24 protein-coding genes are annotated in these 26,537 nt (G+C 63.8%); 16 read left to right on the top strand and 8 right to left on the bottom strand.

Annotation, left to right across the window (positions count from 1 at the left end):
- Positions 1-3: 3 nt before the first annotated feature.
- The 3 genes from P6U29_RS25465 to P6U29_RS25455 all read right to left on the bottom strand — a co-directional run bounded on the left by P6U29_RS25465 (position 4) and on the right by P6U29_RS25455 (position 3,395).
- On the bottom strand, positions 4-708 hold the full coding sequence (locus tag P6U29_RS25465; protein WP_407112843.1) for a cytochrome c oxidase subunit 3: 705 nt from the start codon (positions 706-708) through the stop codon (positions 4-6).
- On the bottom strand, positions 705-2,483 hold the full coding sequence (locus P6U29_RS25460) for a cbb3-type cytochrome c oxidase subunit I (protein WP_407112842.1): 1,779 nt from the start codon (positions 2,481-2,483) through the stop codon (positions 705-707). The genes P6U29_RS25465 and P6U29_RS25460 overlap by 4 nt, the downstream gene beginning before the upstream one ends.
- A gap of 78 nt (positions 2,484-2,561) precedes the next feature.
- The gene (locus P6U29_RS25455; protein ID WP_407112841.1) at positions 2,562-3,395 is read right to left on the bottom strand and encodes a cytochrome c oxidase subunit II; all 834 of its coding nucleotides are present in this window, start codon (positions 3,393-3,395) and stop codon (positions 2,562-2,564) included.
- Positions 3,396-3,946: 551 nt separating this feature from the next.
- Between P6U29_RS25455 and P6U29_RS25450 the strand changes: the two genes are divergently transcribed.
- On the top strand, positions 3,947-4,849 hold the full coding sequence (locus tag P6U29_RS25450; protein ID WP_407112840.1) for a DUF2189 domain-containing protein: 903 nt from the start codon (positions 3,947-3,949) through the stop codon (positions 4,847-4,849).
- 103 nt (positions 4,850-4,952) lie between these two features.
- On the opposite strand, the gene P6U29_RS25445 is transcribed toward P6U29_RS25450, so the two are convergent.
- Complete coding sequence (locus P6U29_RS25445) at positions 4,953-6,146, bottom strand: DUF2865 domain-containing protein (RefSeq protein ID WP_407112839.1); 1,194 nt, start codon at positions 6,144-6,146, stop codon at positions 4,953-4,955.
- 141 nt (positions 6,147-6,287) lie between these two features.
- Positions 6,288-6,593 carry a hypothetical protein gene (locus P6U29_RS25440; protein ID WP_407112838.1) on the bottom strand — a complete coding sequence of 102 codons (306 nt, stop codon included), beginning with the start codon at positions 6,591-6,593 and terminating at the stop codon, positions 6,288-6,290.
- 290 nt (positions 6,594-6,883) lie between these two features.
- On the opposite strand from P6U29_RS25440, the gene cysS reads away from it, so the two are divergent.
- The 4 genes from cysS (at position 6,884) to P6U29_RS25420 (ending at position 10,962) form a co-directional block, all read left to right on the top strand.
- Positions 6,884-8,266, top strand: a complete 1,383-nt coding sequence (gene cysS / locus P6U29_RS25435; RefSeq protein ID WP_407112837.1) for a cysteine--tRNA ligase — start codon at positions 6,884-6,886, stop codon at positions 8,264-8,266.
- A 115-nt stretch (positions 8,267-8,381) separates the two neighbouring features.
- A complete protein-coding gene (locus P6U29_RS25430; RefSeq protein ID WP_407112836.1) occupies positions 8,382-8,873 on the top strand; it encodes a GNAT family N-acetyltransferase in 492 nt (163 codons plus the stop codon).
- Positions 8,870-10,468: a citramalate synthase gene (gene cimA, locus P6U29_RS25425; protein ID WP_407112835.1), complete on the top strand. Its 1,599-nt coding sequence runs from the start codon at positions 8,870-8,872 to the stop codon at positions 10,466-10,468. The genes P6U29_RS25430 and cimA overlap by 4 nt, the downstream gene beginning before the upstream one ends.
- A 116-nt stretch (positions 10,469-10,584) precedes the next feature.
- The gene (locus tag P6U29_RS25420) at positions 10,585-10,962 is read left to right on the top strand and encodes a VOC family protein (protein ID WP_407112834.1); all 378 of its coding nucleotides are present in this window, start codon (positions 10,585-10,587) and stop codon (positions 10,960-10,962) included.
- 4 nt (positions 10,963-10,966) lie between these two features.
- Here the strand turns inward: P6U29_RS25420 and P6U29_RS25415 are convergent, their stop codons facing one another.
- Positions 10,967-11,572 carry a TIGR00730 family Rossman fold protein gene (locus P6U29_RS25415; protein ID WP_407112833.1) on the bottom strand — a complete coding sequence of 202 codons (606 nt, stop codon included), beginning with the start codon at positions 11,570-11,572 and terminating at the stop codon, positions 10,967-10,969.
- 201 nt (positions 11,573-11,773) lie between these two features.
- Here P6U29_RS25415 and P6U29_RS25410 point away from each other — a divergent pair, with 201 nt between their 5' ends.
- The 4 genes from P6U29_RS25410 to P6U29_RS25395 all read left to right on the top strand — a co-directional run bounded on the left by P6U29_RS25410 (position 11,774) and on the right by P6U29_RS25395 (position 16,318).
- Entirely contained in the window at positions 11,774-13,732 is a 1,959-nt protein-coding gene (locus P6U29_RS25410) for an ABCB family ABC transporter ATP-binding protein/permease (RefSeq protein ID WP_407112832.1), read from the top strand.
- 78 nt (positions 13,733-13,810) lie between these two features.
- A complete protein-coding gene (locus P6U29_RS25405) occupies positions 13,811-14,509 on the top strand; it encodes a phosphatidylserine decarboxylase (protein WP_407112831.1) in 699 nt (232 codons plus the stop codon).
- A gap of 86 nt (positions 14,510-14,595) precedes the next feature.
- Entirely contained in the window at positions 14,596-15,477 is an 882-nt protein-coding gene (locus P6U29_RS25400) for a CDP-alcohol phosphatidyltransferase family protein (protein ID WP_407112830.1), read from the top strand.
- Positions 15,478-15,598: 121 nt separating this feature from the next.
- Positions 15,599-16,318: an RraA family protein gene (locus tag P6U29_RS25395; RefSeq protein WP_407112829.1), complete on the top strand. Its 720-nt coding sequence runs from the start codon at positions 15,599-15,601 to the stop codon at positions 16,316-16,318.
- Positions 16,319-16,333: 15 nt separating this feature from the next.
- On the opposite strand, the gene P6U29_RS25390 is transcribed toward P6U29_RS25395, so the two are convergent.
- The gene (locus tag P6U29_RS25390; RefSeq protein WP_407112828.1) at positions 16,334-16,627 is read right to left on the bottom strand and encodes a hypothetical protein; all 294 of its coding nucleotides are present in this window, start codon (positions 16,625-16,627) and stop codon (positions 16,334-16,336) included.
- Between the two features lie 303 nt (positions 16,628-16,930).
- Here P6U29_RS25390 and P6U29_RS25385 point away from each other — a divergent pair, with 303 nt between their 5' ends.
- The 7 genes from P6U29_RS25385 to P6U29_RS25355 all read left to right on the top strand — a co-directional run bounded on the left by P6U29_RS25385 (position 16,931) and on the right by P6U29_RS25355 (position 25,492).
- Positions 16,931-17,704: a motility protein A gene (locus tag P6U29_RS25385; protein WP_407112827.1), complete on the top strand. Its 774-nt coding sequence runs from the start codon at positions 16,931-16,933 to the stop codon at positions 17,702-17,704.
- A gap of 24 nt (positions 17,705-17,728) precedes the next feature.
- On the top strand, positions 17,729-18,559 hold the full coding sequence (locus P6U29_RS25380; RefSeq protein ID WP_027571674.1) for a flagellar motor protein MotB: 831 nt from the start codon (positions 17,729-17,731) through the stop codon (positions 18,557-18,559).
- Between the two features lie 172 nt (positions 18,560-18,731).
- Positions 18,732-20,633, top strand: a complete 1,902-nt coding sequence (locus P6U29_RS25375; RefSeq protein ID WP_407112826.1) for a potassium transporter Kup — start codon at positions 18,732-18,734, stop codon at positions 20,631-20,633.
- A gap of 139 nt (positions 20,634-20,772) precedes the next feature.
- On the top strand, positions 20,773-22,701 hold the full coding sequence (locus tag P6U29_RS25370; protein ID WP_407112825.1) for a potassium transporter Kup: 1,929 nt from the start codon (positions 20,773-20,775) through the stop codon (positions 22,699-22,701).
- Positions 22,702-22,859: 158 nt separating this feature from the next.
- A complete protein-coding gene (locus tag P6U29_RS25365; RefSeq protein ID WP_027571677.1) occupies positions 22,860-23,186 on the top strand; it encodes a rhodanese-like domain-containing protein in 327 nt (108 codons plus the stop codon).
- An 8-nt stretch (positions 23,187-23,194) separates the two neighbouring features.
- Positions 23,195-24,373, top strand: a complete 1,179-nt coding sequence (locus P6U29_RS25360; RefSeq protein WP_407112824.1) for an aminotransferase — start codon at positions 23,195-23,197, stop codon at positions 24,371-24,373.
- 6 nt (positions 24,374-24,379) lie between these two features.
- A complete protein-coding gene (locus P6U29_RS25355; protein ID WP_407112823.1) occupies positions 24,380-25,492 on the top strand; it encodes a polyamine ABC transporter substrate-binding protein in 1,113 nt (370 codons plus the stop codon).
- A 97-nt stretch (positions 25,493-25,589) separates the two neighbouring features.
- Here the strand turns inward: P6U29_RS25355 and P6U29_RS25350 are convergent, their stop codons facing one another.
- Positions 25,590-26,534 carry a lipid A biosynthesis lauroyl acyltransferase gene (locus P6U29_RS25350; protein WP_407112822.1) on the bottom strand — a complete coding sequence of 315 codons (945 nt, stop codon included), beginning with the start codon at positions 26,532-26,534 and terminating at the stop codon, positions 25,590-25,592.
- Positions 26,535-26,537 lie beyond the last annotated feature (3 nt).

The raw sequence follows: 26,537 nt of genomic DNA, 5'->3' as shown, positions 1-26,537 counted from the left end.
TCCCTAGCTCAGCAATTGGCGGCAGATGTTGACGAAATCGTCGGTCCAGCCCGTGAGAAGACCGAGCAGGACGAGCCAGACCAGCAGCAGGAAGTGCCAGTAGATGGCGCACAGCTCCACGCTCAAGCGCATCTCGGCGATCTCGGCGCCGCGCCACATCTTGGCTGAGGTTCGGCCCAAGGCCACCAGACCGCCCGCCAGATGCAGCCCGTGCACTGCGGTCAACAGGTAGAAGAAGGAATTGGCCGGATTGGACGCCACGAGATATCCGGCAGCCCCGAGCCGTTGCCAGGCGAGCAGCTGTCCGGCGAGGAAGATCACAGCGGATGCTCCGCCCGCGAGCAGGCCGATCATGACGGCTTCGCTATCGTGTCGTCGCGCGGCCACGTACGACCATTGCAGTGCGACACTGCTTATGACCAGAACGCCGGTGTTGACCCACAGCAGCCGCGGTACCGGCAGCGGCCGCCAGTCCACCACGCTCATGCGCATCGAGTAGGCGCTGATGAAGAGGACGAACAATGCGCTCGCGACGGCGAGAAACACGCCAAGTCCGATCTTCGCTGCCGGCCAGACCATGGCATCGCCGCCGGGGAAGTCACCGACCGGACCTTCCTCCAGCCAGGGCTTGGCGGTCAGCCGCTGCTGCGACAGCCACCATCCGGCGATCACCGCAAGCACTGCCAGGAACAGGATAACGGCGCTCACGAAGCAGCTCCCTGAACGAGCTGCCTCGCGTGCGGCGGCTGGTTCTGCGGAATGAAGTCTTCCGCGGCGCCGGGCACACTGTAGTCATAGGCCCATCGGTACACGACCGGGAGCTCCTTGCCCCAGTTGCCGTGCCCAGGAGGCGTCTCGGGCGTCTGCCACTCCAGCGTCGTCGCCCGCCACGGATTGCCGCCTGAAGCCTCACCTTTGAACAAGCTCCAGACGAGGTTGAACAGGAACACCATCTGGCTGAAGCCGACGGTCAAGGCCACCACGGAGATGAACGCGTTCAGTGAATGGGCCGAAGACGGGATGAACGTCGCATCCCCGAGTTCGAAATACCGGCGCGGAACTCCGAGCAGTCCAAGGTAGTGCATGGGGAAGAAGATCAGGTAGGCACCCAAGAAGGTGACCCAGAAGTGAAACTTGCCCATGGCCTCGTTCAGCATCCGTCCCGTGACCTTGGGATACCAATGATAGATCGCGCCGAGCACGACCATGATCGGCGCCACCCCCATCACCATGTGGAAATGCGCGACCACGAACATGGTATCCGAGAGGGGCACATCCACGACGACGTTGCCGAGGAAGAGGCCGGTGAGCCCGCCGTTCACAAAGGTGATGATGAAGCCGAGGGCGAACAGCATCGGCACGGTCAGATGAATGTCGCCGCGCCACAAGGTCAGCACCCAATTGTAGACCTTGATCGCAGTGGGGATCGCGATGATGAGTGTCGTGGTGGCGAAGAAGTACCCGAATTGCGGGAACATGCCGCTCACATACATGTGGTGCGCCCATACGATGAAGCTGAGCGCGCCGATGGCCACGATCGCCCAGACCATCATGCGGTAACCAAAGATATTCTTGCGCGCATGCGTGCTGATGAGATCGGAGACGATGCCGAAGGCGGGCAGGGCCACGATGTAGACTTCGGGATGGCCAAAGAACCAGAACAGGTGCTGGAAGAGCAGCGGGCTGCCGCCGCCATATTTCGACAGCGTGCCCATCTCGACGAGCGAAGGCATGAAGAAGCTGGTTCCCAGGAGACGGTCGAGCAGCAGCATGACCGAGGCAACGAACAGTGCAGGGAATGCCAAGAGCGCCATGACGGTCGCCGTGAAAATGCCCCACACCGTCAGGGGCAGGCGCATCAACGTCATGCCGCGGGTACGCGCCTGCAGCACCGTGACCACATAATTCAACCCGCCCATGGTGAAGCCGATGATGAACAGGATCAGCGACGACATCATGAGAATGATGCCCCAATCCTGCCCTGGCGTTCCGGAGAGGATTGCTTGCGGCGGGTATAGCGTCCAGCCGGCGCCGGTGGGGCCGCCGGGCACGAAGAATGTCGAGGCCAGCACCAGGACTGCGAGCAGGTAGACCCAATAGCTCAGCATGTTCACATAGGGAAAGACCATGTCCCGGGCGCCGACCATCAGCGGGATCAGGTAGTTGCCAAAGCCGCCCAGGAACAACGCGGTGAGCAGATAGATCACCATGATCATGCCGTGCATGGTGATGAACTGGAGGTACTGGTTGGCATCGATGAAAGAGAAGGTGCCGGGGAATCCCAGTTGCAGCCGCATAAGCCACGACAGCACCAGCGCCACCAGCCCGATGGCGGTGGCCGTCAGCGAATACTGAATGGCGATCACCTTGGCGTCCTGCGAGAAGACATACCGCGTCCACCAGCTCCTCGGATGGTAGAGCTCGACATCGGGTACTTCGGCAGGCGGGATGCCGCGGATCCCTTCATATGGAATATCGACCATAGAAACCTCCTCGGTCGTTTCCATCGGGGATGAGGCGTTGCCTCATTGGACCCGATCTATCTTCGCGGCGGCAGCTTGCTACTTGCCGCCGGATTGATACCTCGCCTTCACGATGGCTTTTGCCGGCGATAGTTCTGCGAACGTTTTTTGTTGCTCCAGCCAAGCGTGATATTCACGCTCTTCGTCGACGATGACCTTGGCCCGCATCTGATAATGAGCGGCGCCACAGAGCTCCGCACAGAGAACATCGAATGTTCCGGTTCGGATCGGCGTCATCCAGAAATAGGTCACCATGCCTGGAACCATGTCCATCTTGGCTCGGAATTCGGGCACGTAGAAATCGTGCAGGACATCAACCGAGCGGAGGAGAACCTTGACCGGCTTTCCCACCTGGAGGTGCAGGTCGCCGTTCTCGATCACGACGTCGTCCTGCGCGTGTTGGTCGTCACGATTGAGTCCCATCGGATTGTCGGAAGCGATGTTGCGGACATCGGATGTGCCCAATCGCCCATCCTTGCCGGGAAGGCGGAAGCTCCATTGCCATTGCTGGCCCATGACCTCGACCTCGGTGGCATCCGCGGGCACCGTCACGAACTGGTGCCAGACCACGAGGCCAGGCGCCAGCATGGCTGCGACGCCGACGCCGGTTCCGACGCTCAGCCACCATTCGAGCCTTTTGTTTTCCGGATTGTAGTCAGCCTGTCTTCCCTCTTTGTGGTGAAAGCGGAAGACGCAGTACGCCATGAAGGCGATCACCGCGACGAAAACAAAGCCCGTGATCCAGAACGTGATGTTGATGGTGTGGTCGATATAGGCCCAGTTAGTTGCGATCGGCGTCCACCACCACGGGCTGTAGATATGAAACAGCACCGAGCCGATCGCGACCAGAAGCAGTATCAGTGCGACAGCCATCCTGATCCATCCTTGCCATCGAAGGCTACGGATACGAATCCAGGGCGGAGCTCATGTCTGTCGCGATGGCTGGCCTTTCTTGATTGGCATCTATGCCATCGCCGGCCTCTTGCTTCGCCCATTCCACTGGTCGCGAAATCAAGAGAACTTCGCGACCATCAGTCTCATCGGAACCAAGGCGTCGACATCTAAAATGATACCAGCCTAATCCGGCGTCAATAGAGCATATCGGCGTGCCGACCTGGCTTCGGCGTTGGCTTGGGCGTTGCCGTCGCCCGGCAGGTGGACAAAGCATTAGGTGCGCTTTTCAGCGTCTTGGTGATGCAATGCACAAAATCAGGCGCGCAATTCACCCAACCGTGAGTGCAGCAGTGCCCCGCGCGCGCTAATCTCGCAAGGCAGGTCGCGACGGGTTCCGTCCGGCCAGGCTCGATCGCTGAACCTGGGTTGCCGTACTCGACCCGTCGCGTTTCCTGCTCATCCGGCGGACACGCGTGGCTGGAAAGCGCGTGTTATCGAAACCGCGATTTTCAGCACGGGAGAGTCCGTTCATGGCCACTCTGTACTCCCACGACATCAGGCGGCACGCATTCGGCGAAGCAGCCTCCTATCCCATTCGCAAGATCAGCTTGTCCGACCTGACCGAGGCCCTGCGCCTGGGCTGGGGGGATTTCCAGGCGATGCCAAGTCACGCGATCGTCGTGTGCCTGATTTATCCCGTTCTCGGTCTCGTCCTGTTCAGGATGGTGCTCGGCTATTCGGTGCTGCCGCTACTGTTTCCGCTGGCCGCCGGCTTTGCCTTGATCGGTCCTTTTGCCGCGATCGGTCTCTACGAACTCAGCCGCCGTCGCGAGCGCGGCGAGGAGGTCGAAGCCTGGGATGCGATCAAGGTGCTGCGCGCACCGTCCTTCGGTGCCATGATCGAGCTCGGCGTGCTCCTGCTGGTCCTGTTCGGGGCCTGGATCGGTGTCGCCAACGCAATTTATGTCTCAATCTTCGGTCATGCGGCGGCCGCAAGCATTCCCGACTTCGCAACGCGCGTGCTGACGACCCCGGAGGGATGGTCGCTCATCATCGTCGGTTGCGGTGTCGGCTTCCTGTTTGCGCTTGTGGCATTGTGCGTCAGCGTCGTGTCATTTCCGTTGATGCTCGACCGCCATGCGACTGCGATCGACGCGATCCGCACGTCTCTCCGAGCGGTAGCGGCGAATCCGGTTGCGATGGCCGGATGGGGCCTCATCGTGGCGGCGCTGCTCGTGATCGGCTCGCTGCCGCTCTTCGTCGGTCTCGCCGTCGTTCTGCCGGTGCTCGGTCATGCCACCTGGCACCTCTATCGGCGGGTGGTCGAGCCCAATCCGAACCCACCGGACGCACCGCCGCCGCCCCCGAAGGGCAGGCGCTACGCTGCAGACTTTCCGGCCAATCTTTTCCCGTGGAGCCGCGAGGGCGAGTAGTAGCGCCCGTTTGAGGGACCCTGCGGCGCTGCTTATGTGCACGACTGGCGTCACGGTACTGGATGCCCCGCCTTCGCGGGGCGACCAGTAAAAGGAGCGCTGCCTACTTCTGCTGCTGCGGCAAGAAGGTTGGACCGACCGAGCGGATCGGCTTGTTCTCGGAGTTGGCAGCGGGGGCCGTCTCCGCCGGCGGCGTTGCAGCCGGTGCAGTCGCCGTCGCTGGCGCGGGAGCCGCGCCCTTCTTGGCATTGGCAGGCGTGCCCTTGTTGAGCCGCTGCTGCTGCATCTTCTTGGCGCTCTCCTCGGTGACGATGATATCGCCCTGCTGCTCGGCTGCTGTCTTGTCGTCGGCTGATTTCAGAGCATCCGCCCAGGTCTGGCCCGCCGCCTTGCACGAGCAGGACGGGTTGAACTCGCTGCGGAATTTGAACGCGGTGGGCAGCGCCGTGTAGGGCTGGCCGCCGATCGAGACCGCCGAGTTCATGTCCTCGCCGGGATTGCGATGGGTGTAGAGCACGGCTTCGGCCGCCGGGCACAGCGCCTTACAGGTCTTCTCATCGTCGGCGAAGCGCGCCGGCACGGTTGCGAACGAGATCGGGAAATAGGCGCCGTCGCAGGTGCGCACGCACACGGTGCGGAAGGTGCCGGATTGCGGACCGAGATCGGAGGGCGGCAGGGCTTGCGGATTGTTCGGGTTGTTGCCGCCGCCGAACAAATTGCTCAGGAAGTTGCCGCCGCCTTGCGACTGCGCGGCATTGGCATATTGCGGGCCGCAATTGTTCTGCGCCAGCGCCATCAGGACCGAACGGCGCTGGTTGTCGCGCTCCGGGCTGAAGCCGCCGGGGCCGCCGCCGCGCAGCCGTTCGAGGTTGCCGGTGATCTGGTCCAGATTGGCGCGCATCTGTTGGATCTGGGTGTTCACCGGGCCACACTGCGCCGACTGGCCGTTGAACAGCGAAAAGAAGCCGGAGGAATCGCAGCCCATGCGCTTGGCCTGCATGGTGACGCGGTCCAGCTCGGCCTGCTGCCTGGCCTGGGAATCCTGATAGCGGCGGATCTGCTCTTCACGCGCGGGGTCGCCACCCCCGCCGCCACGATCGAGTGCAGCGAGCTGGCCTTCCAGCCGCGCGCACATCGGATTGGGGCCAAGCCCGTTCTGGCCGGGCTGAGGTGGCGGGCCGGGCGGGCCGGCCTGCGCGAAGGCGCCATTGGCGAGCACGACGGTGCTCAGGAGCACAGTGCAGGCAAGGAGGGAGCGGGCACGGGAGAGAGACAAAAATTCAGGCATATCCGCCATTCTAGCGAGGTCACGGCCCAGCGTGACTTTCCAAGTGACTTGGGGGCCGAAGTGCGCCCTCCAATAGCCGCTTCCCGCGGCATCGTCACGTCGTTTCAGGGGCCGAAGACCGGTCCTAAGGTCCGCCAGCTCCGAGCGAATTCAGCGCTGGCAGGTGATTGCGACATATTCGTCGCAACGGCCATGGGAGCAGTTTGCGCCGGATTTGGGGACGGAGCCGGTAATTTCGTCGGGATCGACCCGGCGAAAGCTCGATGCCTGGGCAAAATCTCGTGACTGGCAGTAAGTGCGCGCGGCGGATGCGCCGCATTTGTCGCCCTTGGCCAGGCACTGGTCGACGCCGTAGCCATCCGCCTGATTGCCAATGATGAAGACGCGGGTCTCGGCGCAAGCGCTGGGTGCTGCAAGGATCGCGGCGCTGAAAATGAGCGCGAGCAGGGATCGCATGAAAATACCGGGCCAAAAATGGAGGAACCGCCGGTTCCAGAATGGCCTCAAATGGTTAGGGGATGATGAACCATCAGGCGAGCCGCGCGCATTGCGGAGACAAAAACGGCATTTTCGCGGCTCTTGACGCCGGGGCCCGTGGTGGCCCATATGTCGCGCTATGAACGGTCTCCTCGCCATTTGCGCCATTTGCCGCGAGATTACGAGCTAGCGATTCGCTGGCTGGAGCCGTCTTTTCTCAAATACATTGAGAGCCTTGGACGCCCGGCCAACAGCCGACGGGTATCCATATGGAATTGCGCCTTCACGATACGCTGACGAGGGAAAAGCGGACCTTTGCACCGCTCGATCCGAAGAACGTCCGCATGTATGTCTGCGGACCGACCGTCTACGACTTCGCCCATATCGGCAATGCGCGGCCGGTGATCGTGTTCGACGTGCTGTTTCGGCTGCTGCGTCACCTCTATGGCGAGGCGCACGTCAAATATGTCCGCAACATCACCGACGTCGACGACAAGATCAACGACCGCGCCGCGCGCGATTTCCCGGGCCTGCCGCTGAACGAGGCCATTCGCAAGGTCACCGAGCAGACGGGCAAGCAGTTTCACGCCGACGTCGATGCGCTCGGCGCGCTTCGACCGACCGTGGAGCCGCGCGCGACCGAGCATATCGGCGAGATGCGCGAGATCATCGAGAAGCTGCTCGCCGGCGGTTTTGCCTATGCCGCCGAGGACCATGTGCTGTTCTCGCCCCAGGCGATGAACGCGGCCAATGTCGGCCTGCCGCGTTACGGCGCGCTGTCCAACCGCTCGTTGGACGAGATGGTCGCGGGCGCCCGCGTCGATGTCGCGCCCTACAAGAAGGGCAACACCGACTTCGTGCTGTGGAAGCCCTCCAAGCCGGGCGAGCCGTCATGGCCGTCGCCGGCCGGTATCGCCGCGCAAGGGCGCCCGGGCTGGCACATCGAGTGCTCGGCGATGGCCTGGAAGCATCTCGGCGAGCATTTCGACATCCATGGTGGCGGCATCGATCTCGTGTTTCCGCATCACGAGAACGAGGTCGCGCAGACCTGCTGCGCCTTTCACCAGCAGCGGATGGCGAACTACTGGATGCACAATGGCTTCCTGCAGGTCGAGAGCGAGAAGATGTCGAAGTCGCTCGGCAACTTCATCACGATCCACGAGCTGCTCAAGGACTGGCCGGGTGAGGTGCTGCGCCTCAACATGCTGAAGACGCAGTATCGTTCCCCAATCGACTGGACGGTGAAGTCGCTGGAGGAGAGCGCCAAGACGCTCGACGACTGGTATCGCGTCGCCGCCGATGTCGCGCCCACCGAGCCCGCCGCGTCCGTGATCGAGCCGCTGCTCGACGACCTCAACACGCCGCAGGCGATCGCGGCGCTGCACGGCCTGCGTGGCAACGATATCGCGGGTCTTGCGGGCTCGTTGCGGCTACTCGGTTTCCTCTCCGAGAGCGCTGCGCAATGGGAAAGCCGCAAGCAGCAGGCGAGCGGCATCGATGCGAAGGAAGTCGAGTGCCTGATCGCGGAGCGGACGGCTGCGCGTGCGCGCAAAGACTTTAAGGAATCCGACCGCATCCGCGATCTGCTCGCTACGATGGGTGTTGCGATCAAGGACTCCAAGGAAGGAACGACCTGGGAGATCGTGCGATGAAGCGGCCCGACACGCCTTTCCCGCGGCACTGGCTCTATTACATCGCGCTGAAGATCGCGCTGCTCGGCGCCGCGGTGGCGATCGTGCTGAAACTCTATGGCATGTGGTGAGGACGATGGGACAGACTTTGCCAAAGCCCGCACTTAGGCCCTTCCTGCCCGCGGATGTGCCGATGCTTGCAGCGATCTTCGCCGCCAGCATCGAGGAGCTGACCGGCGACGACTATAGCGAGGAGCAGCAGGAAGCCTGGATGGCGGCGGCCGAGGACGAGGAGTTCGGCAAGCGGCTCGCCGCCGACCTCACGCTGGTCGCCACGCTCGAGGGGTCGCCCGTCGGCTTCGCCTCGCTGCGCGGCAACGATCACATCCGCATGCTCTATGTCCATCCGGCCGTGGCCGGGCAGGGCATCGCGACCATGCTGGTCGACGCGCTGGAGAAGCTTGCCGGCGGCCGCGGCGCGACGAGCTTGTCGGTCGATGCCAGCGACAACGCGCAAGGCTTCTTCGCCAAGCGCGGCTACACCGCCCAGCAGCGCAACAGCGTCACGATGGGCGACGAGTGGCTCGCCAACACCACCATGAAGAAGACGCTCGGAGCGGGGCAATGAGCAAGGAGCGTCTCTATCTGTTCGACACTACGCTGCGCGATGGGGCGCAGACCAATGGCGTCGATTTCACGCTGGCCGACAAGCAGGTCATCGCGGCGATGCTCGATGATCTCGGCATCGACTATGTCGAGGGCGGCTATCCCGGCGCCAACCCGCTCGACACGGAGTTCTTTGGCTCGAAGCCGAAGCTCAATCATGCCCGCTTCACCGCCTTCGGCATGACGCGCCGGGCAGGGCGCTCGGTCTCCAACGACCCCGGCGTCGCGGGCCTTTTGGAAGCGAAGGCGGACGCGATCTGCTTCGTGGCAAAATCGTCCGCCTATCAGGTGCGCGTCGCGCTGGAGACGACGAAGGAGGAGAACCTCGCTTCGATCCGAGACAGCGTCGCCGCTGCGAAGGCAGCCGGCCGCGAGGTCATGCTCGACTGCGAGCACTTCTTCGACGGTTACAAGGAGGATCCCAGCTTTGCGCTGGCTTGCGCCAAGGCCGCTTATGAGGCCGGGGCGCGCTGGGTGGTGCTGTGCGACACCAATGGCGGCACCATGCCTGATGAGGTCGAGACCATCGTCACCGAGGTGACGAAGCACATTCCCGGCGATCATGTCGGCATCCACGCCCATAACGACACCGAGCAGGCGGTAGCGAATTCGCTGGCTGCGGTCCGCGCCGGCGCGCGGCAGATCCAGGGCACGCTGAACGGTCTCGGCGAGCGCTGCGGCAATGCCAATCTGTGCTCGCTGATCCCGACGCTGAAATTAAAGAAGGACTTTGCCGACGTTTTCGAGATCGGCGTCACGCCGGAAAAGCTGGCGACCCTGGTCAAGGTGTCGCGCACGCTCGACGACATGCTCAACCGCGTGCCGAACCGGCATGCTCCTTACGTCGGCGAGAGCGCCTTCGTCACCAAGACCGGCATCCATGCTTCCGCCGTGCTGAAAGATCCGCAGACCTACGAGCATGTGCTGCCGGAGCTGGTCGGCAATCACCGCAAGGTGCTGGTGTCGGACCAGGCCGGCCGCTCCAATGTCATGGCCGAGCTCGACCGCGCCGGCATTGCTTACGACAAGAGCGATCCCAAGCTGACGCGTCTCGTCGAGGAATTGAAGGAGCGCGAGGCGGCCGGCTACGCCTATGAATCCGCTAACGCTTCGTTCGAGCTCCTGGCGCGCCGCACGCTCGGCAAGGTGCCGCATTATTTCGAAGTCGAGCAGTTCGACGTCAATGTCGAGCAGCGCTACAACGCGCTCGGCGAGCGCGTCACGGTGGCGCTCGCCGTGGTGAAGGTCGATGTCGCCGGTGAGCATTTGATTTCGGCGGCCGAGGGCAACGGTCCCGTCAACGCGCTCGACGTCGCCTTGCGAAAAGACCTCGGCAAATACCAGAAGTACATTGAGGGATTGAAGCTGATCGACTATCGCGTGCGTATCCTCAATAGCGGCACCGGCGCAGTCACGCGCGTCCTGATCGAGAGCGAGGACGAGAACGGCGACCGCTGGACCACGGTCGGCGTCTCCCCGAACATCATCGACGCCTCGTTCCAGGCGCTGATGGATTCGGTGATCTACAAGCTCGTGAAATCGGGCGCGCCGGCGTAGCTGAGGGGTTGTAGCCCGGATGAGCGAAGCGATATCCGGGGACGGTTTAGGCCACTGAGATGGTTTTCCCGGATGTCGCTTCGCTCATCCGCGCTACGGGAGATCGAGAAGGGCACATGATCGACCACATCTCAGTCGGCGTCAGCGATCTCGAACGTGCCGCCAAATTCTACGAGGCAACGCTCGCCACCCTCGGCCTCACGCGCCTCGTCACGCGGCCGCGGACGGTTGGCTTCGGCAAGGCCTATCCGGAGTTCTGGATCAACTTGCGCGAAGGCATGCCGCCCGTAGCCCCGGAGAGCGGTGTGCACATCTGCTTGCGGGCGAAAACCACGGCTGAGGTCGATGCGTTTCACGCGGCGGCGCTGTCCGCCGGCGGCGCCTCCGATGGAGCGCCGGGCATCCGCCCGCACGATCGCGTGCGCTACTATGCAGCCTTCATCACCGATCCCGACGGCAACCGGATCGAGGCGGTGACGTTTCCGGCAGAGTAGCGCGTTACAGCTTGCGCGCCATTTCCGGAGCGAGCTGCTTTTCCGATTCGGCCACCTGTGCTGCCGCCGCTTTCAGCTTCGGCAGGATCTCCTCGACGCGATCGGCCTTGAGGATGTCGATCGAAAGGCCGGCGCGGATGAACTCGGTCTGACGCATGTGCGACAACAGCGAGAACAGCGGCTCCCAGAAATTGTCGATGTTGGCAAGCAGCACCGGCTTGGCGTGACGGCCGAGCTGCTTCCAGGTCATCTGCTCGACCAGCTCCTCCAGCGTACCGACGCCGCCCGGCAGCGCCACGAAGGCGTCGGAGCGCTCGAACATCAAGCGCTTGCGCTCGTGCATGTCAGGGGTGACGATCATCTCCTGCACACGCGTCAGCGCGTTCTCGCGCAGCCGCAGAAAGTCGGGGATGATGCCGGTCACGGTGCCGCCATGGTCGAGCACGGAGGTTGCGACCGCACCCATCAGGCCGAGCGAGCCGCCGCCATAGACCAAGCGGATTTGGTTTTCGGCGAGCGCCTTGCCGAATGCCTTGGCGCCTTCGGTGAAGCGGGGATTTGTTCCAGGGCCGGAGCCGCAATAGACACAGACGGTTTTGATCGTGCTCATTGACACCATGATGCATTGCAGCGAAGGGGCGTCAAGCCCAATCGGTGATTCGGACTGTCCGGAAATCTACCGGTAAATGACGATAAACAATCAAAGATTCGCCATCTGGCGGGGTGCGTGGGCATCGGGAAGGCTCTATATGACGGGCGAAGATCGTTAATCGCAGTTGCGCCCGCATCCGGCGGGCTTTCAGGCTTCTTGATGGACCAACCTCAATCGTTCGACGGCGCCGACGTTCCTGATCCTCCCGCCGGAGGACCGCAGGCCGGGGCCACGCTGATGGGCACGCTGGCGCATCTGTGGCCCTATATCTGGCCGGGCGATCGCTTCGATTTGAAGATGCGGGTGGTCTGGTCGCTGGTGCTGCTGCTCGCCGCCAAGCTGATCACGCTCGCGGTGCCGTTCAGCTTCAAATGGGCGACGGATGCACTGACCGGCGCCAACACCGCGCCGGTGCAGGCCGACAACTGGCACCTCTGGGTGATCGCCTCGCCGCTGTTGCTGACCGCGAGCTACGGCGCGATGCGCATCTTGATGGCGGTGCTGACGCAATGGCGCGACGGCATCTTCGCCCGCGTCGCGATGCATGCGGTGCGCAAGCTCGCCACCATCACCTTCATCCACATGCACGAGCTGTCGCTCCGCTTCCACCTGGAGCGCAAGACGGGTGGCCTGACACGCGTGCTCGAGCGCGGCCGCGAGGGCATCGAGGTCATCGTGCGCATGGTGATCCTGCAGCTGATCCCCACCATCGTCGAAGTCTCGCTGCTGCTGGCGGTGCTGCTCTGGCAATTCGACTGGCGTTACGTGGTCGCCACACTGATCACGGTCGCGCTCTACATGTACTACACCTACATCGCGACCGAGTGGCGGATCGGCATCCGCCGCAAGATGAACGATTCCGACACCGAGGCGAACACCAAGGCGATCGACTCGCTGCTCAATTACGAGACCGTCAAATATTTCAGCGCCGAGGCGCGCGAGGCGCAGCGTTACGACAAGTCGGTGGCGCGTTACGAGGAGGCGAGCGTCCGCACCTATACTTCGCTCGCGGTGCTCAACACCGGCCAGGCCGTAATCTTCACTCTGGGGCTGACCGCGACCATGCTGATGTGTGCGATCGGCGTACGCAACGGCACCAATACGGTCGGCGATTTCGTGCTGATCAACGCCATGATGATCCAGCTTTACCAGCCGTTGAATTTCATGGGCATGGTCTATCGCGAGATCAAGCAGGCGATCATCGACATCGAGAAGATGTTCAATGTGCTGGGCCGCGAGGCCGAGATCAAGGATGCGCCTGACGCGAAGCCGTTGGTCGTCTCCGCCGGAACGGTGCGCTTCGAGGACGTGCGCTTTGCCTATGAGCCGACCCGCCCGATCCTGAAAGGCATCAGCTTCGAGGTGCCGGCCGGCAATACGGTTGCGATCGTGGGACCATCTGGCGCGGGCAAGTCGACCATCTCGCGGCTCCTCTTTCGCCTCTACGATGTCTCCGGCGGCAAGATCCTGGTCGACGGCCAGGACATTCGCGACGTTACTCAGGCCAGCTTGCGCGCGTCGATCGGCATGGTGCCGCAGGACACCGTGCTGTTCAACGACACCATCCGCTACAACATCCGCTACGGCCGCTGGGACTCCAGCGATGCCGAGGTCGAGGAGGCGGCGCGGCTGGCGCAGATCGACCATTTCATCCGCATGGCGCCGAAAGGCTATGAGACCCAGGTCGGCGAGCGTGGCCTGAAACTATCGGGCGGCGAGAAGCAGCGCGTAGCGATCGCTCGCACCGTCCTGAAGGCGCCGCCGATCCTGGTGCTGGACGAGGCCACCTCGGCGCTCGACACCCATACCGAGCACGAGATCCAGGGCGCGCTCGATCGCGTGGCGAAGAACCGCACCTCGCTGGTGATTGCGCACCGGCTTTCGACCATCGTCGGCGCCGACGAGATCATCGTGCTGGACCAGGGTCGCATCGCCGAGCGCGGCACCCACGCGAGACTGCTCGCGCAGGGCGGCCTCTATGCCAGCATGTGGAACAGGCAGCGCGAGGCCGAGGCGGCGCGCGAGAAACTGGCCAAGATGGCCGACGCCAGCACGGCGCCCAACCGGGAGCCGCCGCCGGTCGATGATACCCTGACGACGCCCGCGGCAGCGGAGTGAGCTTGTCTCCGATCCCAACTCTGGCCTAAACAAGCCCGCGCGACGACCCGCGCCATTAACCCCAAGCGGCAGATAACGATGTCCATTCTCGATTCGATCCAGCGTCAGATTCCGCCGATCCACAAGGAGGGCTATCCCTTTATCGGCGGCTTTGCACTGGCAAGCCTGATCCTGTTCTGGCTGTGGTCGCCTCTGGGATGGATCGGCACGATCCTGACCGTCTGGTGCGCGCTGTTCTTCCGCGACCCCGTCCGCGTGACACCGGTGCGCGAGGGTCTCGTCGTGTCGCCGGCCGACGGCCGCGTCTCGATGATCACCATGGCGCTGCCGCCGGCCGAGCTCGGGCTCGGCGACCGGCCGCTGCCGCGCATCTCGGTGTTCATGAGCGTGTTCAACTGCCATGTGAATCGCAGCCCGATCGCGGGCAGGGTGGACCGCATCGCCTACCGGCCCGGCCTGTTCATCAACGCCGAGCTCGACAAGGCGAGCGAGGACAATGAGCGCAACTCGCTGGTGATCTCGACGCCCAATGCGCGGATCGGCGTGGTCCAGATCGCCGGTCTCGTCGCCAAGCGCATCGTCTGCTTTGTTAAGGAAGGGCAGGCGATCGGCGCCGGTGAGCGCTTCGGCCTGATCCGCTTCGGCTCCCGCCTCGACGTCTATTTGCCCGTGGGCACCAAGGCGCTGGTCTCGGAAGGGCAGACCGCGATCGCCGGCGAGACCATTTTGGCCGACCTCGCCGGCGACGACCCGAGCCGCGCCTATCGCGCCAATTAACCAATAGTCGGTGCTTGTGGGCCTTCCGCCGCAATGGCGGAGGGGGACGCGGCTTGCTATATCTCGCCTTAAGATAAGGACGAGCCATGACGCCCTACGACTTCAAGGATCCCGACGTCCGCCGCCGACGGTTCCGCCCGATTCCGGTGCGGATGCTGGTGCCCAACGTCATCACGCTGCTGGCGATCTGCGCCGGCCTGACCTCGATCCGTCTGTCGATCGAGGGGCGGATGTCGCTCGCCGTCTATGCCATCGTGTTCGCAGCCGCGCTCGACGGCATCGATGGTCGCATCGCGCGCATGATCAAGGGCCAGTCCAAGTTCGGCGCCGAGCTCGACAGCCTCGCCGACTTCGTCAATTTCGGCGTGGCGCCCGGCCTGATGCTGTATTTCTGGCAGCTGCACGAGCTCGGCAATGCCGGCTGGATCGCCGCCATGGTGTTCGCGATCTCCGGCGGCCTGCGGCTCGCGCGCTTCAACGCCACGATGGATGATCCGAACAAGCCGGCCTTCGCCGCCAATTTCTTCACCGGCGTGCCGGCGCCCGCGGGCGCGATCACGGTGCTGCTGCCGATCTACGTTGCGTTCCTCGAGCTCGGCCGGCTGCCCGCAGCGGTGACGGCGGCCTATACGCTGCTGATCGCCTTCCTGATGGTGTCGCGCCTGCCGGTGTTCTCCGGCAAGACCAAGCGCATGCGCGTTCCGCCTGAGCTGGTGCTGCCGGCCTTCGTCGCGGTGATCGTCTTCATTGCGCTGCTGATCGCCTATCCCTGGCACGTGCTCTCAATCGGCACGGTGCTGTATCTTCTCGCGTTGCCGCTCGGCTACAAATCCTATCGCGACCAGGCGCGCGCGATGGATGCGACCGTTCCGTCAGGAGGCCAAGTCCCGTCTCCGCCATCGGCGCCGACGCTGGCGAATTTGTCGGAGCCGCCGCACGACGACGAACGGCCCGGACGGCTGCACTGAGCAGCCGCGCGCGGATATCTGCCATGAGGCCTGCCTGAGTTGGGTTGAAGCCTGATCTCGGCTATATCGCCCTGTGCCGGCGGCATCGCGTCAATCAGCCGCCAATCTGGGAGAGAACGCCGTGACTGATACCGCGACCGGGCCGCTGCCCGCTTCCGTCCTCGAAGCATTGGGCCGCTATGACACCCCGACGATCTGCAACGCCATGGAGATCGTCGCGCCCGAACGGCGGCTGATCGGCTACACCACCAAGCAATTGGTCTGTCCGTTCCCAGACCTGCCGCCGATCGTCGGCTATGCCCGCACGGTCACGATCCGCTCGGTGCTGAAATCATCGCTCCCGGCCGAGGAGCAGTCCAAGCGCCGCATCGAATATTACGAATATGTCGGCACCGGTCACGGTCCGCGCATCTCGGTGATCCAGGACATCGACGGCCCCGACGTCGGCTACGGCGCGTTCTGGGGCGAGGTGCAGAGCAACGTGCACAAGGCGCTCGGCTGCCTCGGCGTGATCACCGACGGCTCGATCCGCGACATCCCGCAATGGGCGCCGGGATTCCAGGCGCTCGCCGGATCGATCGGCCCGTCGCATGCCTGGGTGCATGCGGAGAGCTTTGGCGGCGAAGTGCGCGTCGCCGGCATGACCGTGAAGTCCGATGACCTCATCCATGCCGACCGGCACGGTGCCATCGTGATCCCGCTCGACGTGGCCGCCAAGCTGCCGGAGGCCGCCGAGCTCTGCGGCCGCCGCGAGACGCCGATCCTGGAAATCGCCCGTAGCCCCGACTTCTCGCTGGAGAAGCTGAAGGCCGCGCTGAGGCGCTCGGCGGAAGTCCACTAGGTGCGGTTGAACGCCCTACGGCCGCGACGCCGGCCGTGGGACGCCTTGTTCCTCCAGAAGCAGGACCGCCTGATCCGGCTCAGCGAACACTGCGGCGGCGCATCCGATCAGGGTGAAGCCGCCGGCAAGGTCCCATAGCGTGATGTCCTCGGCATTGTCCGGGAGGTGAATCAAGCGCGCTGCGATCACCGCGAAGGCGGCTTCGACAAAGAGCAGGATGCTGAAGGCCGGCAGGACGAGTTCCGGCTCGAGCAGGTGGAACGCCAGCGCCGCGGGCAGCGCAGTGAGAAGGCTGAAGAGCGTCAACATCGCGATGGCTCCCGCGATCGAGCATGCCGCCCCGCTTCAGAATAGCAATTCATCCTTCGTACCGGATGTGGCGGAGGGCCGCAGCCAATGTGACGTCGTGGCGCGCCGGCCTATGGTTAGCGAAGTGTTGAAATTCCCATCGCTGGACGGCAATCGCAGCGGGCGCAGCGGCGGGCAGCACACTGTCCAGACTTAACCTTTACGCGGCTTTAAGGGCGGCGCTCTAAGGTTTCCGATGCGGTTCGGGGTTGGGCCGCGCCAGTGGCCAGGACGGCCGTTGTTGCGTACGCGTTGGAGTCTCCCATGGATATCATGACGAGCGTTGGGCTCACGGCCGGCACGATCGTCATCGTTGCTATGATTTTCATGGGCGGCGACCTGCACATGTTCATCTCCGAACATGCGATGATCATCATCTTCGGTGGCTCGATCTCCGCCACCATGATCCGCTTTCCGCTCTCAGCGCTCCTGCACGGCCTTCCGCTCGGCGCCAAATTCGCCTTCACCATGAGCCGGCTGTCGGCGCACGACCTCGTCGACGAGCTTGCCCGCATCGCCGAGATCGCCCGCAAGCAGGGTCCGGTGGGTCTCGAAAAGGTCGAGACCGACGAGCCGTTCCTCGCCAAGGGCATCCGCTACGTCGCCGACGGCTACGATCTCGACTTCATCCGCGACAATCTCGAGCGCGACCGCGACAACTTCCTGATGCATCTCGACGAGGGCAGCAAGATCTACCGCGCCATCGGCGACTGCGCCCCGGCCTTCGGCATGATCGGCACCCTGATCGGCATGGTGCAGATGTTCGCCAACATGACCGATCCCTCCAAGCTCGGCCCGTTCATGGCGACCGCGCTGCTCGCCACCCTCTATGGCGCGCTGGTTGCGAACCTGTTCTGTCTGCCGATCGCCGACAAGCTGCACGGCAAGCTGCTGGACGAGGAGACCAACCGCACCCTGATCATCGACGGCATCCTGATGATCCGCGACTCCAAGAGCCCGACCTTGGTGCGCGAGATGCTGCTGGCCTATCTGCCGGAGAAGCATCGTCACGCCGACGGTGAACCGGTGCCGGCGTAAGACCGCCCGCCGGGATTTTCAGCCATGGCCAAGAAGAAACGCGGCGATGCGCATGGCGGCGGTCACGGCTGGTTCGTGACTTTCGCCGACCTCATGGGCCTGATGATGAGCTTCTTCGTGATGCTCGTCGCGTTCTCCACGCAAGACGCCAACAAGCTGAAGATCGTCGCAGGGTCCATGCGCGACGCCTTCGGCGTGCAGAGCGAAGCGCGCTACGCGGGCATCGTCGAGTCTGACGGTCTGCCGACCCGTCCGCGGCTGAAGAACGTCGATCACATTCAGCCTGAAGATGCCTCGAACACGCCGACGCCGGATCAGGAGGACCGCGACCGCACGTCGGGGGCCAAGGTCAAGGTCGACCGCAATTTCGCGCTGGCGGCGGCCTCGCTGCGCCAGGCGTTGCAGGACATGCCGGAGCTGACCGAGATGTCCAAGCACATCATGTTCGAGGAGACCAAGCAGGGCCTCAACCTGGAGATCGTCGACCAGGACGGCCGCTCGATGTTCGCCGACGGCTCCAAGGTGCCCTATGACCGCACCCGGCGCCTGGTCGAGAAGCTCGCGATCCCGCTCAAGGCTACGCCGCTCCGCGTTTCCATCGCCGGTCACACCGCGGCGGGCTTCGTGCCGACCCGCAGCGACTACGGCGCCTTCGATCTGTCGGCCGACCGCGCCAATGCCGTGCGCCAGATCCTCGAACGCGAGGGCCTGCCGCCGTCGCACATCTTCGCCGTGTCCGGCAAGGCGGATACCCAGCCGCTGTTTCCGGACGATCCTTCGCTCGCCGCCAACCGGCGGGTGACCATCACCCTGATGCGCGAAGATCCGCCGCTGCCGCCGAATCTGAAGCCGTAACCCCTTGCGCTACCATCTTACCTGAGGCATGTCGTCGCGCAGGCGATGGGCGTGGCCGCGCTGTCACAGCATCGGCCTTCGCGCCTGCTAAAGTGGGGAGCCGATTGACAGGCACGCCGGAAGCGTCAAAAGGCGCCGGATCAAATTCAGGGACGAAGCGTTTTCCACCCTCATGACGGCGAGCATCACATCGACCGAGACCCAGGATGTGCAACCGGTCACATCAGGCTTTTGGGCCCTTACGCTCGGGAGCATCGGCGTCGTCTTCGGTGATATCGGCACTTCACCGCTCTATGCTTTCCACGAGGCGGTCAGGGGCGCGGCCCATGGCGCGCCGGTCTCGCGCGTCATCGTGCTCGGCGTGCTCTCGCTGATCCTGTGGGCACTGCTGATCGTCGTCACCGCGAAATATGTCCTGCTGTTGCTGCGCGCCGACAATAACGGGGAGGGCGGCACGCTCTCGCTGATGGCGCTCGGCCAGCGCGCGCTCGGGCGGCGGAGCTGGTTCCTGCTCGCGCTCGGCGTGGTCGGCGCCTCGATGTTCATCGGCGATTCCATGATCACGCCGGCGATCTCGGTGCTCTCGGCGGTCGAAGGCCTGAAGCTCGCAACTCCCGCGCTCGAGCACTATGTCGTGCCGCTCACCGTTCTAATTCTGGTGCTGCTGTTCGCGGTCCAGAGCAAGGGAACCGCACTGGTCGCCTCGGCATTCGGACCGGTAATGGTGGTCTGGTTCACTGTCATCGCCGCGATGGGGGCCGTACACATCGCTGACGACCCCACCGTGCTCGCAGCAATCAATCCCTATTATGCGGTGCAGTTCGTGCTGTCGCACGGCACGATCGGCCTCGTGACACTCGGCGCCGTATTCCTGGCGGTGACGGGGGGCGAGGCGCTGTACGCCGATCTCGGCCATTTCGGCCGCAAGCCGATCCAGTCGGCCTGGATGTTCTTCGTGCTGCCCGCGCTCCTGATCAACTATTTCGGGCAGGGTGCGCTGGTGCTGTCCGATCCCAGCGCGATCGAGCATTCCTTCTATCGCATGGTGCCCGAGAAGCTGGTGCTGCCGTTGGTGGGGCTTGCGACGGCCGCAACAGTGATCGCGAGCCAGGCGGTGATCACCGGCGCCTATTCGCTGGTCTATCAGGCCGTGCAACTCGGCCTCCTGCCGCGTTTCGAGGTGCGTTACACCTCCGAATCCCACGCCGGCCAGATCTATCTGCCGCGTGTCAACCGCCTGCTGCTGATAGGCGTGATGCTGCTGGTGCTGCTGTTCCACACCCCCAGCAATCTGGCCTCGGCCTACGGCATTGCGGTCTCGACCACCATGGTCGCCGACGGCATCATGGGCTTCGTCGTGATCTGGAAGTTGTGGAACTGGCGTGCGGCGACGGCCGCGGCCCTGATTATGCCCTTCGTCGTCGTCGATTTGAGCTTCTTCAGCGCCAATTTGCTAAAGCTGCTCGAAGGCGCCTGGGTGCCGCTGCTGTTCGGTGTCGCCATGGCGGGGATGATCTGGACCTGGCGCAAGGGCTCCGGAATCCTGATCCAGAAGACGCGACGGATCGAGGTGCCGCTGGACGATCTGATCCGGAGCCTGGAGAAGCGACCGCCGCACATCGTCAAGGGCACCGCCGTGTTCCTGACCAGCGATCCCGCTTTCGTGCCGACCGCGCTCTTGCACAATCTCAAGCACAACAAGGTGCTGCACGAGCACAACGTGATCCTGACCATCGAGACCGCGCATACGCCGCGGGTCGATCTGTCGGAGCGGTTCAGGATGGAAAAGATCAGCGAAAAATTTTCCAAGGTGCGCTTGCGCTTCGGCTTCATGGAGCAGCCGAACGTGCCCAAGGCGCTCGCAATCGCGCGCAAGCAGGGCTGGCAGTTCGACATCATGTCGACCTCGTTCTTCGTGTCGCGAAGGTCGCTGAAGGCCTCGGCGCAGTCAGGCATGCCGCTCTGGCAGGACCATTTGTTCATCGCGCTGAGCCGCTCGGCCAATGATGCCACGGACTACTTCCAGATCCCCACGGGCCGAGTCGTTGAGGTCGGAACCCAAGTCACCATCTAGAACGCAACGATGTAGCCATGCGAAATTGCATGGCTAAGCCCCGGAATCGGGCTAGGCCATGCCGGTGGCGCAGGACTATAAGCCCCGCGCTCTTCCGCCGTTGTGCAGTGAAGCATTCTAGAGGCCACTGGGCTTTCCCATGACAAGCGACGTAGCAGTTCCCGCCCCGGAAACGGTGGCGGCCAATGGGCATGGCGAGGCCCATACCACCGCCGGTTTCGGCGCGCTGACGCTCGGCAGCATCGGCGTCGTCTATGGCGATATCGGCACCAGCCCGCTCTACGCGTTCCGCGAGGCGGTGATGGCCGCCTCGGGCGCAGACGGGTTGCCGACGCCGGCGGCCGTGCTCGGCGTGCTCTCCCTGATCCTGTGGGCGCTCATCATCGTGGTGACGCTCAAATACGTCGTGATCCTGCTCCGCGCCGACAACAACGGCGAGGGCGGCACGCTGGCGCTCATGGCGCTGGCCCAGCGGGCGGTTGGCACCGGCGGGGCAACCATCGTCCTGCTTGGCATCATCTCTGGAGCCCTGTTCTACGGCGATGCCGTGATCACGCCGGCGCTCTCGGTGCTATCGGCGATCGAGGGCATGAAGGATGTCACCCTGAGCTTCGAGTCCTACATCGTTCCGCTGACCGTCGTGATCCTGGTCGCCTTGTTCGCCGTGCAATCCCGCGGCACGGCCCGCGTTGCCGCCTTTTTCGGGCCGATCATGTGCGTGTGGTTCGCGGTGCTCGCGGCCGCAGCGATCCATCCGATTATCCAGCAGCCTCAGGTGCTGTACGCGCTGAACCCGCTTTATGCCGTGTCATTCATGCTTCACCACGGCGTCATCGGCTTCGTGACGCTGGGGGCAGTGTTCCTGGCCGTCACCGGCGCCGAGGCGCTCTATGCCGATCTCGGCCATTTCGGCAAGCGGCCGATCCAGTTCGCCTGGCTCTCTATCGTGCTGCCCTCGCTAGCGCTCAATTATCTGGGACAGGGGGCGCTCGTCCTCAGCGACCCTGGCGCGATCGTGAGCCCGTTCTTCCAGCTCTTCCCCCAAGGCTTTTTCCGCGGCAGCATGGTCGTGCTGGCCACTGCCGCCACGGTCATCGCGAGCCAGGCCGTCATCACCGGCGCCTATTCGTTGACGCGGCAGGCGATCCAGCTCGGGCTGCTGCCGCGCTTTGAAATTCGCCATACGTCGGAAGCCCATTCCGGCCAGATCTTCATCCCGCGCATCAACCAGCTGCTGCTGGTCGCGGTGGTGCTGCTGGTGCTGCTGTTCCGCTCCTCGAGCGCGCTGGCGTCGGCCTACGGCATCTCCGTCACTGGCACCATGGTGGTCACGGCGATGATGGGCTTCGTCGTGGTCTGGAAGGGCTGGCGGTGGTCGCCGCTCGCCGCAGGCGCGCTGATTGCGCCGTTCTTGTTCCTCGATTTGACCTTCCTGACCGCGAACCTTTTGAAGGTGTTCGAGGGCGGCTGGGTGCCGCTGGCGCTTGGCGCGCTCATGATCATTCTGATGTACACGTGGCGGCGCGGCAGCCGTCTCTTGTTCGAGAAGTCGCGCAAGCTCGAGTTCCCGCTCGCCGACCTGGTCGCGATGCTGGAGAAGCGGCCGCCGCAGCGGGTGCCGGGTACCGCGGTGTTCCTGACCTCGGATCCGCTCAGCGCGCCGACTGCGCTGATGCATAGTCTGAAGCACTACAAGGTGCTGCACGAGAAGAACGTCATTCTCACCATCGAGACGGCGCAGACCCCACGGATCGACCCGGCCGAGCGCGTGAAGCTCGAGCAGATCTCGCCGACCTTCTCCAAGGTGACGCTGAAGTTCGGCTTCATGGAATCGCCCAACGTGCCGAAAGCGCTGGCGATCGCCCGCAAGCTGGGCTGGCAGTTCGACATCATGTCGACCTCGTTCTTCCTGTCGCGAAGGGCGCTGAAGCCGGCAGCTCATTCCGGCATGCCGCGCTGGCAGGACCGGCTGTTCATCTCGCTCAGCCGCTCCGCCAACGATGCCACCGACTATTTCCAAATCCCAAGCGGCCGCGTGGTCGAGGTCGGCACGCAGGTGACGATTTAGGATCAGGATTCAAAGCGCGCTTCAAGTCGCTGCGATTTAGCTTTAACTTGCGCCCGGCGGCTCAAGCCCTTGTGGCGCTTGATTTTCGTTTCCCGAGAGGCGAGGTTGCCGCCGGCCGGGAGCGCCCCGGCATGCGCCTTGCGACGTTGGAGGATGAAGTGGCAAACCAGGTACAGGATCTGACCCCGGACGAGGTCTCCAAGGGTGTCGCGGAAGGGCGCTATCTGCTCGTCGACGTCCGTGAGCCGAATGAGGTTCAGGCCGAAGCCTATCCCTACGGCGTCGTGGTTCCGCTCTCGACCTTCGATCCCAAGGCGATCCCCGATCCGCAAGGCAAGGAGGTCGTGTTCGCCTGCCGCTCGGGCAAGCGCTCGGTGACGGCCTCGCTCGCGGCGCAGGCGGCGGGCCTGCCTTACGACAAGCATCTGGCCGGCGGCATGCTGGGCTGGAAGGCGGCGGGTCTTCCCAGCAAGGTCGGTGGCTGATCGGCCCGATGTCCAAGAGCTCGTCCTTGAACAAGGTCTTCGCCGACCTTCCCGTCACCATTTTCGAGGCAATGTCGCAGGCCGCGCGCGACAACAATGCCATCAATCTCGGCCAGGGCTTTCCCGACGATCCAGGCCCGGAGGACATCCGCCGGGCCGCGGCCGAGGCGTCTCTGAATGGCTACAACCAGTACCCCTCGATGATGGGCCTGCCGGAGCTGCGCCAGGCCATCGCGACCCATTACGGCCACTGGCACGGCCTTAAGCTCGATCCGATAAGCGAGGTGATGGTCACCTCCGGCGGTACCGAGGCGCTGACCTCGGCGATTCTCGCGGTGGTCCAGCCCGGCGACGAGGTGGTTTGCTTCCAGCCGGTCTATGATTCCTATTTACCGATCATCCGCCAGGCCGGCGGCATTCCGCGCCTGGTCCGGCTCGAGCCGCCGCACTGGCGGCTGAATGAGGACATGCTGAAAAGCGTGTTCAATTCAAATACCAAGGCGGTGCTGTTCAACAACCCCTTGAATCCCTCCGCGGTGGTCTATCCGCGCGAGGATCTCGAGCTCTTGGCGCGCTACTGCCAGGAGTTCGATGTCATCGCGATCTGCGACGAGGTCTGGGAGCACGTCACCTTCGACGAGCACAAGCACATCCCGCTGATCACCATTCCCGGCATGCGCGAGCGCACCATCAAGGTCGGCTCGGCCGGCAAGATCTTCTCGCTGACGGGCTGGAAGATCGGCTTCGTCTGCGCTGCGCCACCGCTCTTGCGCGTCGCCGCCAAGGTGCACCAGTTCCTGACCTTCACCACCGCGCCGAACCTGCAGGCCGCCGTCGCTTATGGCCTCGGCAAGTCCGACGACTATTTCCTGTCGATGCGCAAGGATTTGACGCGGAGCAGGGACCGCCTGACCAGGGGGCTCGAAAGCCTCGGCTTCCCGGTGCTGAAGTCGCAAGGCACCTACTTCCTCACCGTCGACCTGTCGCCGCTCGGGCTGAACGAGAGCGACACCGAGTTCTGCTGGCGCATCGTCAAGGACTACAAGGTCGCTGCGATCCCGGTCTCAGCCTTCTACGAGCAGGACCCGGTGACCTCCGTGGTGCGCTTCTGCTTTGCCAAGAAGGACGAGACGCTCGACACCGCGCTGGAGCGGCTCTCCGACGCGGTGCGTGGACGCAAGAGGTAGACGGAGATGACGAACGTCAGCCGCCCCGGGTTTCGCCTCGGACTTGCAATCGCGGCAGCGCTGACGTTGATTTCCGCCCCAGCAGGGGCCGAGGAGCGGGTCGTCAACTTCTACAACTGGTCCAACTACATGGCGCCGGATGTCCTTGAGGCCTTCACCAAGGAGACCGGCATCAAGGTGGTCTACGACACCTTCGATGCCAACGAGACGCTGGAGACGCGCCTGATGGCCGGCAAGTCCGGCTACGACGTCGTGGTGCCCACGGCCTATTTCCTGCAGCGCCAGATCAAGGCGAACATCTTCCAGAAGCTCGACAAGTCGAAGCTGCCGAACCTCGCCAATGCCTGGCCCGTGGTGACTGAGCGACTTGCCACTTACGATCCCGGCAACCTCTACGCCGCCAACTACATGTGGGGCACGACGGGCATCGGCTACAACGTCGCCAAGGTGAAGCAGATCCTGGGCGCGGACGCCAAGATCGACAGTTGGGACATTGTCTTCAAGCCGGAGAACCTCGCCAAGTTCAAAGATTGTGGCGTGCACATGCTCGACTCCGCCGACGACATCTTCCCGGCGGCGCTGAACTGGCTTGGGCTCGATCCGAACTCGACCAAGCAGGCCGACCTCGAGAAGGCCGCCGAGGCCGTTGCCAAGGTTCGCTCCTCCGTGCGCAAGTTTCACTCCTCCGAATATTTGAGTGCGCTCGCCACCGGTGAGATCTGCTTCGTGGTCGGCTGGTCCGGCGACATCATGCAGGCCCGCGCCCGCGCCGCGGAAGCCAAGAGCGGCGTCGAGATCGGCTACAGCATCCCGAAGGAGGGCGCGCAGATGTTCTTCGACAACCTCGCGATCCCCGCCGATGCCAAGAACGTCAGCGAAGCCTACGAGCTGATCAATTATCTCTATCGTCCGGAAGTGGCGGCCAAGAACTCCGACTTCCTGTCCTACGCCAATGGCAATCTCGCCAGCCAGAAGCTGGTCGATCCGAAAATCCTGAACGACAAGAACATCTATCCGGACGAAGCGACGCTTTCAAAGCTGTTCGTCATCACGGCGCGCGAGCCGGCGACGCAGAGGATCATCAACCGGCTCTGGACCAAGGTGAAGACGGGAAGATAGCCGCTACGGCGTTCATTGCGAGCGAAGCAATCCAGTATCTCTGCGCGGATGCAGTCTGGATTAATTCGTTGCTTCGCTCCCCGCAATGACGGCGTAACTACCGCCACCTGCGGTGCAGCCACAGCCACTGCTCGGGATGCTCGCGCACCCAGCCTTCCACGACGCTCGTGATCGCCTGCGTCGTGCCCTGGATGTCGATCTTGCCGTCGGCGTCGCGCACTGGCTGGACTTCTTCCGTCAGCTCGCCGCGAAAGCGGCCGCCGGGCAGGCGGATGATGCGGACGCCGTGGATCGGGCATTCGACCTGACGCAAGAGGCGCGCCAGCATCGGGTTGGCGCGCGTCTTGCGGCCGAAGAAGGTGACCTCGACGCCGGCGGTGAGGTACTGGTCGATCAGCATGGCGACGTGCTTGCCGTCCTTGAGCGCCTGCGCGAGCCGCAGCGGCGCCTCGCGGCCCGCCGGGATCAGTGTGCCCATGTTGACCTGGCGCATCTCCTGGATGATGCGGTCGGCCGAGGCGATGTTGGGCCGGCGGTAGAGGATCGCAGTGTCCAGTCCATGCGCGACTCCGGCGAGCGCCGGCAGTTCCCAATTCGCAAGATGCGCGGCGAAGATCAGCGCCGGCTTGCCGTCGTCGCGGATCTGGTCGAACAGCTCGATGCTGCGTTGGGGAATCTCGATTCGACTCTTCTCCGGATGGTCGCGGTCGTAATCCCAGACATGATCGATATGGGCGAACTCGGCGCCGACGCGGCCGAGATTGTCCCAGACGCCCATCAGAATCTGTTCGATCTCCTCCGGCGATTTCTCCGGAAAGGCGGCGGTGAGATTGGCGCGGCCGATGCGGTGCTCGCGCAGGCGCGGGCCGATCAGCTTTACGGCGCGCGCGAAAAAGTCCGAGGTCTTGACCGGATCGAAATAGCGCGTGGTGCGCAGCATCGCGACGGTCGCCGCACCGATCAGGCTTCCGCTGAGCGACTTTGCAGCCTTCTTGGCAGCCTCCCGCGCGCGGGCCTTCGTGCTCGCAGTCAGCAGCGCCATGCG

The organism is Bradyrhizobium sp. LMG 9283, from assembly GCF_045571415.1.
Classification (GTDB): domain Bacteria; phylum Pseudomonadota; class Alphaproteobacteria; order Rhizobiales; family Xanthobacteraceae; genus Bradyrhizobium.
This window is presented reverse-complemented; position numbering and strand designations above follow the sequence as displayed.